Genomic DNA, 12,501 nt, shown 5'->3' on the forward strand with positions numbered 1-12,501 from the left:
AGGAGGGCATTCCTTTTCTTTTTTATAAAGGGTTTGTCCGTCATTTTGTAGCAACTGCTAAGCGACTTTTAGAAAGTATAAATGCATCGCGTAAGGGATCCCTTTAAATAACAGCTTTCCCTCACTAATTAGCCTCCAGAAGCGATATTCTATGAATGAGGTACTGAGATACAAATTCCATTGCCCTATAATTGTGCCTACAACTAGACCTGCATTTACGTAGCCATCTCGATCCTCATACTGTTGAAATTGCAGAATTAAAGAAAGAATTTCTTCGTCATAGTAACTCTCGGGAACATTCATAAGCTGGCCATCAGCCCAAACTCTAAGCAAATCCTCGGTGTTGCTGATTTTTTGCCATTCTAGTTCATACTGTTTTCTTTGAGCGGAGGTGATAGGGGATGTGTTTTCGGTAATTTCTATAATTTTTTGCAGAACTTCATTTGGGAGCTGACTAAGTGCTCTGGGATATAAGCCGATTTCAAATGAAGCGGCAATCTCCCTATAAGCCTTGACTGAATCAATAACATGAATAGGTTGCGTCCTCTCACTAAGAATAGAAAGTGCAAATCGTAAACCTGTCTGATCATGGGAGTTATCTCCGCACCAAATAGTGATTTTTTTGTCCTCGGGAATTTCTTTTAAGGTCTGAATCATGGCTGCCAGTTTATGCTGGGGATTTAAATGATAACCCTGATCCGGAAATCGTTCCTGAAACCATAACTCACGGGTATGATAGCCTTCATTATTATGTAATCCACGCAACGGTCCAGCAGAGAACGTCTCATTAAATGAAAGTACTCGTATTAAATGACGACAACCCAGATGACTAAGGGCTACCTTCATTGATCCCGCTTCAGACAGGCCAAATAACAGATAAATGTGATTCCGCCTAGTCTCTTCCTGCTCAATTGACATAGTATATTTGTGCTCCATAGGTCACTCTCCCATCGCAACAAATTATACCATACTCAATGAATCCACATCCTCAGGCAACTATATAAAAAATACATTATATGAAAAATTCATAACAGTAATGCTTGTCACACTTCCTGCATACAATTCAATGATGAATCTACATTTCATCTCCGGCAACCTATATAAGAGAGAAAGGAAGCGATTCCAAAAAATACAAATATCTCCGGAATCACATTTCTCTGTTATATATGTTGACATGAACGAGTGGATTTACGTATTATGAGAATATAAACCAATATTTTCATGGGTGTTTTCTGAAATGGAAGTATAAGTTGTTAATAAAGATTACATCTATCGAAAGGAGTCGGGCTCATGTCCAAATTAGATCCTCTGCCAGGTCTGTCTCCGTATCCATTACAGCATTTTTTCGATGAAATGTATGCTGATAAGAGGAATGTCCGGCCGCACTACAGACATGTGAATCGCATGTTTTCCGGAATGAGCTCCGAAGAGCTGCAAGGGAAGCAAAATTTAATGCAGCGTAGGATGATGGAAGAAGGAATTACCTTTACGCTTTATAACCCGGCTCAGGATCATCCTATGGAGCGAACGATCCCCTTCGATATGATTCCACGTATTATCCCTAAGAATGAGTGGGAGAGGCTAGAAGCTGGAATTATTCAGCGTATCACAGCTTTGAATTTATTCATTCATGACATTTACCATGAGCAATACATTGTTAAAGATGGCATCGTCCCTAGGCGTATGATTATTTCCAACTGTTACTTCCGGCCAGAAATGTCAGGTCTGCGAGTGCCCGGTGGAGCTTATATCACCACCTCAGGAATCGATCTGATCCGCCACCACGATGGGCATTATTATGTACTTGAAGACAACCTGCGAACACCCTCCGGCTTTTCCTATCTTTTTAAAGGCAGAACTCTTATGAATCAATTGTTTCCTGAATTGTCCTTTGCCAGCTCCATCCGAGATGTAGATCATAGCTTAAATCGCTTCTTATCCGTGCTTCGTAGTCTATCTCCTTCAAGAAGGTCAGATCCGGTTATAGCACTCCTAACGCCTGGAGAATACAATTCTGCATATTATGAACATGCTTTTTTGGCACAGCAGATGGGTATACATTTGGTCGAAGGACGAGATTTGGTAACAAAGGATCACAAAATATATTTGAAAGAAATGAACGGACTGCGTCGCGTGGATGTGCTGTATCGTCGGTTGGATGATGATTACATTGATCCGCTAGCCTTTCAACCTGATTCTTTATTGGGTGTGGCAGGACTTATGAATGCGTATAGGGCAGGCAACATAGCGATTGCTAATGCGCCGGGAACCGGTGTTGCAGATGATAAAGCGATGTATGTCTATGTACCGGATATGATTCGTTATTATCTGAATGAAGAGCCGATCCTTGGTAATGTGCCGACGTATTTGTTGTCCCGACCCGATGAACGCCTGTATGTTCTTGAGAACCTATCCGAAATGGTTGTTAAAGAAACCTCATTATCCGGAGGATATGGGATGTTGATCGGAAGTGAGGCGACCAAAGAAGAATTAGCGGAGTTCCGAATGAAAATTATCGCCGATCCGGACCGTTATGTGGCCCAACCAATTATGTCCTTGTCCAGAGCGCCAGTATTGTCGGGAGGCACTATGGCACCCCGGCATATAGATCTTCGGGCTTTTGTATTAATGGGCGCAGACCGGAAGCCGCATGTCATACCTGGTGGATTAACACGAGTGGCTATGAAAGAAGGTTCACTGGTTGTGAATTCCTCGCAAGGCGGTGGCGTAAAGGATACTTGGGTTATGGCTTGATCTATTATCTTGTAAGTCTTGATTGTGAATCAAAAATATGCAGCATCAATTTGGAGGATAAAGGAGTGGCTAAAGATGCTGAATCGAAATGCGGAGGCTTTATTCTGGATCGGCCGATATATTGAAAGGGCAGAGAATCATGCGCGGCTAATCAATGTACATTATCATATCCAGCAGGAAGAGGATTTTCAGGAAGAAGGACATAAATGGTCGAGGCTTATCGATGCATTAGGAGTTCGAAGTGAATATTTGCAGCAGTTCGAAACCTTTTCTGAACAGGACGTGTTATCCTTTATTACACTCGATTTGGGCAATTCGAATTCATTATTCTCTTGCGTACATCATGCTAGAAATAATCTTCGCACACTGCGTCAGCATCTTCCAAGTGAGCTATGGGATATCGTCAACAGCTTTAATCTATGGCTTGGGGAGCGGTCAGTCGCTGATATTATGAGTGGCCCACATCATTTCTACCAGCAGGTGAAGGAACGTGCGGCTATGTTTCTAGGAGCAGAACAATCCGTAATGCTTAGGGGAAATGAATGGCATTTTATAGAGAGCGGCCGTTTTCTGGAACGGGCAGAGAATACGACGCGTATTTTGCAGGCAGTTATTGCCTCTTGCCGTTTTAAAGAGCTTAATGCAATTTATATTCAGTTACAGGCTGTGCTGAAATCGGTAAGTGGGTATCAGGCATTTCGCCGTTACTATGCAGATGCTATGTCACCGGAGAGCATTTTAGATTTTTTGATCGCAAATCCCAAATTTCCACGTTCGATCCGCTTTTCTTTTCACCAGCTGGAAGAGCATTTAGCTAGACTTGAATTAGATTCCTCAGAAAAAGGCTCAGGTCATGAGAAGGTCATCCGTCAAGCAGGAAAGCTGAAGGCAGAGCTGGATTATATGGAGAAAGAGGAAATGTCCGGTGAGCTGGTGGAAGATGTGCTGCAATCACTTGTAATATCTTGCCAAAGACTGGGCAAAACGATGGAGGGCGCCTTTTTTCGGCGAGAAGGAGTATCTGTATGAAGATTCAAATCAATCACACCACCACATACAGTTATCCAGAGCCGGTTACGGACAGTGTCAATGAAATCAGGCTTACCCCACGCACCAACTATCGGCAATCCTGTTATCACCATGAGGTTGAAGTATCTCCGGCAGCTAATCTATTAACGTATGAGGATTTCTTCGGTAATCGGGTGCATGCCTATTCGGTTAATAAGCCACATACGGAAATGGTCATTCATACTAAAGCTACTGTAGTAACGCTAGATAAAGCTCAGGGTACCGATCTTCCGCGAACCAACCTTGAAGAGCAAGTTAAGCTATTAAATGATGAAAAGTTTCAGAACCGATATATTGAGTTTATTTTGCCGACCCGTTATACCGAGGTGACTCCTGAATTAGTGGAGTTCGCCTCCCAGTACCCTTTTAGTGAAGCTGAGGATATGTATGAATGGATTCTGAAGTTATCTTCGACGATTTATGAACAGTTCACCTATGATCCTGAGGCAACAAGCGTAAATACAACGGTAAAAAAAGCCCTGAAGCTTAAGCGGGGTGTCTGTCAGGATTATGCTCATCTTATGATCGCTGTCTGCCGCAGTGTGGGTCTGCCTTCAAGATATGTTAGTGGATATCATTTTGTCGGTGATCTACAGAGCAGCAATGCTAATTTCGAGCAGGCTTCACATGCTTGGGTGGAGACCCATATTCCGGGTACGGGCTGGCTTGGTTTTGATCCGACGAATAATGTTGAAGTGAACTGGCGTTATATCAAGCTGGGTCATGGACGGGATTATAAAGATATAGTACCTGTAAAAGGGGTATATCGCGGTGGAGCAGGCACACTAACTGTAAAAGTGGACGTACGCAAGCTGGATAACTGAATTGAAATAATCGAAACATCGAACATCGAAACAATCAAAATATTTTAAATACTCTAAATATTCGAAACAAACTCTCCGCTCATCTTATCGAATGGGGAGATTTTTTTGTGCGGCGTGCCTAAATTCTGAAGATTTATGAACGAGATGATTCCATTACAGGTTTATTTGGGTAATCTTGATCCATAGTACTTATCTTACAGACATTAGAGGAGAGATTACATATGAGCCCAAACATATCTAAGAAACAAAGATTTATTGGAAAAACAGCGATTATAACCGGAGCGGGCTCGGGAATTGGCCGTGCCACCGCTATTAAGCTGGCGCGGGAAGGTGCAAATGTAGCATTGTTCGATTTAAATCTTGAAAGAACCTCTTCCTTGGCAGAAAAGCTTAATAAGCTTCGAAAAGATTGTGCGCTGGCCATAGAGGTAGATACTTCGGATGAGAAAAAGATGGAGGAAGCCGTACGTTGTACGGTGGAACAATTCGGAGGTGTGGATGTAGTATTCGCTAACGCGGGAATTAATGGCGCTGTGGGTCCGATAGAAGAACTAAGCTTGAGCGACTGGGAGCGTACGATGTCGGTGAACTTGACGGGGACTTTTTTGACTCTGAAATATACTATTCCTCATCTGAAAGATAAAGGGAAGGGCAGTATTATTATTACTAGTTCCATTAATGGGAACACTAGATTTGCCAGCTTTGGGTGGTCTACTTATAGCACTACCAAAGCTGGACAGGTGGCTTTTGCCAAAATGGCAGCTCTCGAGCTTGCTAAGTTTAAGATTCGTGTGAATGTTATCTGCCCTGGGGCTATTGCTACGAATATAGATGAAACCACTGAAATGAGCGAGGATGTTGAAGCAATCGTCATTCCGATTGAATTCCCTGATGGAGCGCAACCTTTGGCGGATGGACCGGGCAAGCCGGATAATGTCGCTGATCTCGTTGCTTTTCTGGCTTCGGATGAATCTATCCATATTACAGGTGCGCAAATCGTGATTGACGGCGCGGAGTCCTTGTTATCCTAATTTCGAGATCGCTTCCCGGTATTGCTCGTACCATTTATTCCATTCGTCTTTCCGTGACTTCAGCGTCGTGCCTTCCAAAAGATGCTGGATCACTTCTAGACAAACATGCCAGCCAGCGAGATCTCGTGGTGTATAAGGGGTAAGCGTTTGTAGTGTTTCGTTCAAGACGAGTAAACAGCCTTCTGAATTAGGGTATAACTCAAAACGAACAAGATCCTCAGCCCATGTAAACTCAAAAATAGATTGATGCTGCAGCGCGGTAATTTCCATATCCACAAACGTTCCGTTCTGCATATCAAACTTTATAAGTCCGCCTTCACGCAGGTCCTCGATTTTTAATTCAGAGAACCATAAGGCAAGCTTCTCATTTTCGGTCAAATAGGACCAAATCTCAGTTGCGGAATGCTTTAACTGGCGTTCAAAACGAGCGACATAATGTTGATCTTCTTTTTGGATGTTAGCTAACATTTATATTTCTCCTTTGGACTACTGCGGTAGTCCTTTTTTTATTGAGTTGAGGCTCATTAGAAAGAGTATAGCAATCGCCTGTGTTAATTGCACGATCAGGCTTGAAGCGTAACTTATAGGGAATAGAGGGCAATAAAATAGCGGGAGAAATAAGGTCACAAGCAAGTCCACAAGCTCGATTTGCGTACGGCGCGGAGATAGTGTTGGCGGGGAAAAGGGATTGAAGATAGGGATAAGTGCGTGATGAGGGTGAAAATGGAGTGATGAAGGTGATAAGTACGCATGACGGGGAAAAGGGAGTGAAGAGAGGGATAAGTGAATGATGAATGGCGGAAGTAAACAGTAGCATCTACGGTGGCGAGGATGCATCGGCGTTGCGGACTGTATTGCAGCTATTTGGCGTTTTTGATGTGTTTATTAGAAGTATCGGACCGCATAGCGCTTATTGCTGCGATTTTAAAGAAAAGTAGGGTGTGTTTGAGCGAATAGCTGCAACTGTGTCCGATAGCAGAGGGAATAAGGCTGAATTTGTGAAATAAGGTCATCTGAGTCCGAACGTTACATGGTAGCGAGGATGCATCGGCGTTGCGGACTGTATTGCAGCTATTTGGCGTTTTTGATGTGTTTATTAGAAGTATCGGACCGCATAGCGCTTATTGCCGCGATTTTGAACAAAAGTAGGGCGTATTTGAGCGAATAGGTGCAACTGAGTCCGATAGCAGAGAGAATAAGCCTGAATTTGTGAAATAAGGTCATCTGAGTCCGAACGTTTCACGGTGGCGAGTGTGTGCTAATGCATCGGCGTTGCGGACTGTACTGCAGCTATTTGGCGTTTTTGGTGTGTTATTAGAAGTATCGGACCGCATAGCGCTTATTGCCACGATTTTGAGCAAAAGTAAGGTGTGTTTGAGCGAATAGGTGCAACTGAGTCCGATAGCAGAGGGAATAAGCCTGAATTTGTGAAATAAAGTCATCTGAGTCCGAACGTTACATGGTAGCGAGGATGCATCGGCGTTGCGGATTGTATTGCAGCTATTTGGAGTTTTTGGTGTGTTTATTAGAAGTATCGGACCGCATAGCACTTATTGCTGCGATTTTGAACAAAAGTAGGGCGTGTTTGAGCGAATAGCTGCAACTGAGTCCGATAGCAGAGGGAATAAGCCTGAATTAATGAAATAAGGTCATCTGAGTCCGAACGTTACATGGTAGCGAGGATGCATCGGCGTTGCGGACTGTATTGCAGCTATTTGGAGTTTTTGGTGTGTTTATTAGAAGTATCGGACCGCATAGCGCTTATTGCTGCGATTTTGAACAAAAGTAGGGTGTGTTTGAGCGAATAGGTGCAACTGAGCCCGATAGCAGAGGGAATAAGCCTGAATTTGTGAAATAAGATCATCTGAGTCCGAACGTTACATGGTAGCGAGAATGCATCGGCGTTGCGGACTGTATTGCAGCTATTTGGAGTTTTTGGTGTGTTTTTTGAACGTATTGGACTACATAGCGCTTATTGGCATGGTTTTGATCAAAAGTAAGGTGTGTTTGAGCGAATAGCTGCAACTGAGTCCGATAGTACAGCGAAATGGTCTAAATTAGCGAAATAAGGGCTGCTAGGTCCGAACCATCTATGGCGCCGAAGATGTAATGAAGGTGTAAAGGATGTAGTATACGAGCAAGAGCTACTGGGTCCAATCGATTTGTGGAGGCATGGATTCGCTGACGTTGCGGACTGTATTGCAGCTATTTGGCGTTTTTGGTGTGTTTATTAGAAGTATCGGACTGCATAGCGCTTATTGCTGCGATTTTGAACAAAAGTAAGGTGGGTTTTAGCGAATAGCTGCAACTGAGTCCGATAGCAGAGGGAATAAGCCTGAATTTGTGAAATAAGATCATCTGAGTCCGAACGTTACATGGTAGCGAGGATGCATCGGCGTTGCGGACTGTATTGCAGCTATTTGGCGTTTTTGGTGTGTTTATTGAACGTATTGGACTACATAGCGCTTATTGGCATGGTTTTGATCAAAAGTAGGGCGTATTTGAGCGAATAGGTGCAACTGAGCCCGATAGTACAGCGAAAAGGACTAAATTAGTGAAATAAGGGCTGCTGGGTCCGAACGATCTATGGCGACGAAGAGGTAATGAAGGTACAAAGGATGTAGTATATGAGCAAGAGCTACTGGTTTCGATCGGTTTGCGGAGGCCTGGATTCGCTAATGGATCGGACTGTATTGCAGCTATTTGGTGTTTTTGGTTTGTATTTTGAACATATCGGACCGCATAGCGCTTATTGCCGCGATTTTGAACAAAAGTAGGGCGTGTTTGAGCGAATAGCTGCATCTGAGTCCGAAAGTACAGTGAAATGGACTAAATTAGCGAAATAAGGGCTGTTGAGTCCGAATGATCTATGGCGACGAAGAGGTAATGAATGTGTAATGAAGGATGTAGTATACAAGCAAGAGCTCCTGGGTCCAAACGTTTCACGGTGGCCAGTGTATGCTGACGTTGCGGTTATGGGCTTAGAATATACATTGTGTACGATAGTTACAGAGTCTGAGCTATTCAACTGTGCGACGAGGGCAAGGGGCATTTGAGTAAATAGCTCGCCATCCCTATAGTTAACAGCATAGGAAATATCTGAGAAAGCATTCCGGCACCTTGATGCAAATCCTAAGTCTTTTATGCTAAAATTAACGCAATTCCGTAAAATCTACTTTTGCTTAGGCAGGGTAGTTAATAGTGTGGCATTGGTGAAGGAGGCTGCGTATATGGGGATGATGTCTTGGTTAGCTGAGCAGCGGATTCAGGAGTCTATGCGTAACGGGGAATATCGAGATTTACCTGGGCATGGCAAGCCGCTGGAGCTCGAGGATTTATCGGGTGTGCCGGAAGAATTGCGGATGTCTTTTAAAATCATGAAGAACTCCGGACTGGTGCCTGAGGAAATCTCTCTGCGAGCTGAATGTGTTACGTTGGAAGGATTGCTAGCGGCGTGTCATAATAGCGGAAGTGCAGAAACAAGTGAGGGCAAGGCTTTGCGGTCAAAACTGTCTATGAAAAGACTGCGTCTACAGGAGTTATTGCGTGAACGCGGCTTGGATAGTAACCCTGCTTTTATGCAATACAGTGCTCAAATACACGAACAGATGATAAAGGAAGAGGAATAACGCTGCTTAAGTTACTGCCTAAATGCCTACATTCATTTGGACATCAAAATAAATAGTGTAAAATAAAAAGGCATCTCTTGGTCGGTTTAGACAGAAGAGCTGCCTTTTTGCTTGTTATGTGTAACTGAACATGTATACTCATCTAATTTGTTTAAAATATACCCATTCCGGATCGCCATCATCTAAATTCTCAATGACTCCGCTTTTAACAAACCCTTGAGAAAGACATAGTTGCTGCATGATCGTATTGGATTCATTGGTGGAGGTGAAAAGCTTGGGGGTTGGGCATTGTTCCTCGATGTAGCTAAGGAGTGTTTTGGCTATGCCTAGGCGTCTGAACTCAGGATCCACAATGACCAGCTGAATAAAACAGCATTCGAAAAAGGTGGTATCGCAGCAAGCAAATCCTACAAGCGTTCCATTATGCGATGCTACGTAACACTGCTCATGCTTGATATATTTTTCAATCTTCGATTTGCGGCTTTCATTGCCAATGATCTTGCTGTCTATTGTGGTGAGCATGGGTAGATCTGAAATTGTAGCTTTTGTTACGAATATCATAGTAAGTCTCCTTATTAATATTATAGAGGGTATGAATGGTAAGTCTTGATCTTTAAGGTTTTTTCACACATGATGAAGATGATCTAAGATAACTTCAAGGAAAATTATAACATATGATTATAGACGATGGAGAGATAGAATGAAACAGCTTCCGATTATACAGGTGCTTCCTGACCTGAAAAACATACTTAACACTGCGCAGGCAGCAGTACTTATCGCTGAACCGGGTGCAGGCAAAACAACAGGAACGCCTCCGGCGTTTTTGGACGAGCCCTGGATGGCGGGTAAAAGCATTTTAATGTTAGAGCCTAGAAGGCTTGCTGCTAGATCTGCCGCCACTTACATGGCATCCTGCCTTGGAGAAAGTGTTGGACAGACGGTAGGTTATCGGATGCGGAATGACACTAAAGTAGGCAAAAATACGCGGATTGTTGTAGTCACTGAAGGAGTATTAACGAGAATGCTGCAAAGCGATCCTTCTTTGGGTGATGTGGGTCTAGTTATTTTTGATGAGTTCCATGAGCGCAGTCTTCATGCGGATTTGGGACTTGCCCTTACACTGGAAGCACAGGCTGTGCTGCGGGAGGATCTAAGGATTCTTATCATGTCAGCTACCTTGGACAGTGAGCGGGTGTCTGCTTTACTAGGCGATGCGCCCGTAGTAAATTGTCCGGGCAGAACCTATCCTGTAGAAACAATCTATGTACCAACTACTGGGAATCTTCCACTGGAAAAAACTGCTGCAGCTGCTGTGAGACGTGCGCTTGCTGAACAACCCGGAGATATTCTCGTCTTTTTACCAGGGGAAAGAGAAATACGCAGAACTCAAAGTGAGTTGGAAAATGGAAGCTTGGCAGAGCAGACGGTAATTCGCCCTTTATATGGCCAGCTGCCACAAAATATCCAAGATGCAGCTGTGGCTGCATCTGTTCAAGGTGAACGAAAAGTAGTGCTCGCGACTTCTATCGCTGAGACAAGTCTAACGATTGAAGGCGTGCGAACGGTAATTGACACAGGGCAGCGTCGTACACAGGTATTCTCACCACGCACAGGAATGCCAAGTCTGACGACAGTCCCGGTATCGAAAGCCTCCGCGGATCAACGGCGGGGACGTGCCGGACGAACAGCCCCTGGCGTGTGCTACAGGCTGTGGAGTCAGGAGGAGCATAATCGACTTCCGGATGACAATGTGCCGGAGATTATGCAGACGGACCTTGCGCAGCTCGCTTTGGAGCTGGCGCTGTGGGGCGTGCGCGATCCTGCCGCGCTATCTTGGCTTGACGCGCCGCCCGCTGCGCCTTTTGCGCAGGGCACCGCGCTGCTGCGCCAGCTCGGCGCACTGGACGCCGGCGGCGCCATTACGCCGCACGGCCACAGCATGGCCGCGCTTGGCGCGCACCCGCGAGCCGCGCATATGCTGCTGCGCGCGGCAGAGCTTGGCGCAGCACCGCTCGCCTGCCGGCTGGCGGCGCTGCTGCAAGAGCGGGACCTTTTCAAGGGTCCCGCGGCCCTAGATTGCGACCTCACGCTCCGCGTTGAGGCGCTGCTCCGGTTCGAGCGCTCCGCTGATAGCGGCGGAGCGGACCCGGCGGCTCTGCGCGCTGTGCAGCGCGAGAGCCGCCATTTCCTGGCGCAGTTGCAAGCCGCGCCGGGCGAGAACGTGAACGACATCAGCCGCTGCGGGCTGCTTCTGTCGTTCGCCTATCCCGACCGGATCGGGCAGAAACGCGGCGATGGCGCGTTTCTGCTCTCCTCCGGTCGGGGGGCGGCCATGCGGGAAGGACAACCGCTGGCCCGGTCATCATATATCGTAGCTGCTTCGATCGATGATCGCGCTACACAGGGCGCAATTATGCTGGCAGCTGAGATAGAAGAAGGACAACTGCTTTCCTATCATGCAGACCGCATCACCGAGGAAGCGGATGTGTATTGGGATAAAGAAAGTGGAAGTGTGAAGAAAAGTCGTCGCACAATGCTCGGCGCGTTGGTCTTAAAAGAAACTTCACATGAAAGACCCTCCGCGGAAGAAATGGCAAATGTACTATTAAGTGTCATCGCTACAGATGGCATTGAAATCCTACCGTGGGAGAAGGGAACCATACAGCTTCGCGAACGTTTGATGTTTATGCATACCTTACATTCAGATTGGCCGGATGTATCAGATGTTGCTTTAATTGCTACGTTGGATGAATGGCTTTTGCCATATCTGCAAGGTATGAGGAACCTCCGCGACCTTCAGCGTGTACCGTTAGCGCGAGCGCTTGAGGGGATGTTAGACTGGAATCAGCGGCAGATGCTGGAAAAGGAGGCACCTACACATATATCTGTTCCTAGTGGCTCGCGTGTGCCTGTAGATTATACTAATCCTGCTGCCCCGGTATTGGCAGTAAGATTGCAAGAGATGTTTGGACAGCTGGACACACCTCGAATTGGAGGGGGAAAAGTGCCAGCATTGCTGCATCTTTTGTCACCAGCTAGACGACCTGTGCAGGTAACCTCTGATCTAGCAAGTTTTTGGCGGGGGACCTATTTTGAGGTCAAAAAAGATCTGAAAGGACGGTACCCGAAGCACTATTGGCCAGATGACCCATTACAGGCTATTCCGACTAATCGTACACGTCCTGTAAAATAATT

Annotated in this window: 11 protein-coding genes; 8 read left to right on the forward strand and 3 right to left on the reverse strand. The window is 45.4% G+C overall.

What is annotated here, in order from left to right; genetic code table 11:
* Window positions 1-57: 57 nt before the first annotated feature.
* Window positions 58-936, reverse strand: coding sequence for a DUF1835 domain-containing protein (locus NSQ55_RS13305; RefSeq protein ID WP_339173855.1), 879 nt, complete (start codon window positions 934-936; stop codon window positions 58-60).
* A gap of 354 nt (window positions 937-1,290) precedes the next feature.
* On the opposite strand from NSQ55_RS13305, the gene NSQ55_RS13310 reads away from it, so the two are divergent.
* From NSQ55_RS13310 to NSQ55_RS13325, 4 genes are all read left to right on the forward strand, one after another.
* Window positions 1,291-2,754 (forward strand): circularly permuted type 2 ATP-grasp protein, encoded by a 1,464-nt coding sequence (locus NSQ55_RS13310; protein WP_036686502.1) that lies wholly within the window; start codon window positions 1,291-1,293, stop codon window positions 2,752-2,754.
* Window positions 2,755-2,829: 75 nt separating this feature from the next.
* Window positions 2,830-3,783, forward strand: coding sequence for an alpha-E domain-containing protein (locus NSQ55_RS13315; protein ID WP_076104260.1), 954 nt, complete (start codon window positions 2,830-2,832; stop codon window positions 3,781-3,783).
* Entirely contained in the window at window positions 3,780-4,646 is an 867-nt protein-coding gene (locus NSQ55_RS13320; RefSeq protein ID WP_339173860.1) for a transglutaminase family protein, read from the forward strand. Before NSQ55_RS13315 ends, NSQ55_RS13320 begins: the two co-directional genes overlap by 4 nt.
* 221 nt (window positions 4,647-4,867) lie before the next feature.
* Window positions 4,868-5,677, forward strand: coding sequence for an SDR family NAD(P)-dependent oxidoreductase (locus tag NSQ55_RS13325; RefSeq protein WP_036686506.1), 810 nt, complete (start codon window positions 4,868-4,870; stop codon window positions 5,675-5,677).
* Here NSQ55_RS13325 and NSQ55_RS13330 read toward each other — a convergent pair.
* Window positions 5,669-6,145: an SRPBCC family protein gene (locus tag NSQ55_RS13330; RefSeq protein WP_339173863.1), complete on the reverse strand. Its 477-nt coding sequence runs from the start codon at window positions 6,143-6,145 to the stop codon at window positions 5,669-5,671. The two genes, NSQ55_RS13325 and NSQ55_RS13330, sit on opposite strands and share 9 nt — an antisense overlap.
* Before the next feature lie 326 nt (window positions 6,146-6,471).
* Between NSQ55_RS13330 and NSQ55_RS13335 the strand changes: the two genes are divergently transcribed.
* The 3 genes from NSQ55_RS13335 to NSQ55_RS13345 all read left to right on the forward strand — a co-directional run bounded on the left by NSQ55_RS13335 (window position 6,472) and on the right by NSQ55_RS13345 (window position 9,306).
* Window positions 6,472-6,615: a hypothetical protein gene (locus tag NSQ55_RS13335; protein ID WP_339173866.1), complete on the forward strand. Its 144-nt coding sequence runs from the start codon at window positions 6,472-6,474 to the stop codon at window positions 6,613-6,615.
* Between the two features lie 1,689 nt (window positions 6,616-8,304).
* Window positions 8,305-8,454 carry a hypothetical protein gene (locus NSQ55_RS13340; protein WP_175617296.1) on the forward strand — a complete coding sequence of 50 codons (150 nt, stop codon included), beginning with the start codon at window positions 8,305-8,307 and terminating at the stop codon, window positions 8,452-8,454.
* A 453-nt stretch (window positions 8,455-8,907) separates the two neighbouring features.
* Window positions 8,908-9,306, forward strand: coding sequence for a DnaJ family domain-containing protein (locus NSQ55_RS13345; RefSeq protein WP_076183752.1), 399 nt, complete (start codon window positions 8,908-8,910; stop codon window positions 9,304-9,306).
* Window positions 9,307-9,444: 138 nt separating this feature from the next.
* On the opposite strand, the gene NSQ55_RS13350 is transcribed toward NSQ55_RS13345, so the two are convergent.
* Window positions 9,445-9,867, reverse strand: coding sequence for a GNAT family N-acetyltransferase (locus NSQ55_RS13350; protein WP_339173870.1), 423 nt, complete (start codon window positions 9,865-9,867; stop codon window positions 9,445-9,447).
* 139 nt (window positions 9,868-10,006) lie between these two features.
* Here NSQ55_RS13350 and hrpB point away from each other — a divergent pair, with 139 nt between their 5' ends.
* Entirely contained in the window at window positions 10,007-12,499 is a 2,493-nt protein-coding gene (gene hrpB, locus NSQ55_RS13355; protein WP_339173873.1) for an ATP-dependent helicase HrpB, read from the forward strand.
* The last annotated feature ends 2 nt before the right edge of the window (window positions 12,500-12,501 follow it).

The sequence above is a fragment of the Paenibacillus sp. FSL H7-0943 genome (genome assembly GCF_037963265.1).
In the GTDB taxonomy this organism is placed as follows: Bacteria; Bacillota; Bacilli; order Paenibacillales; family Paenibacillaceae; genus Paenibacillus_AQ; species Paenibacillus_AQ odorifer.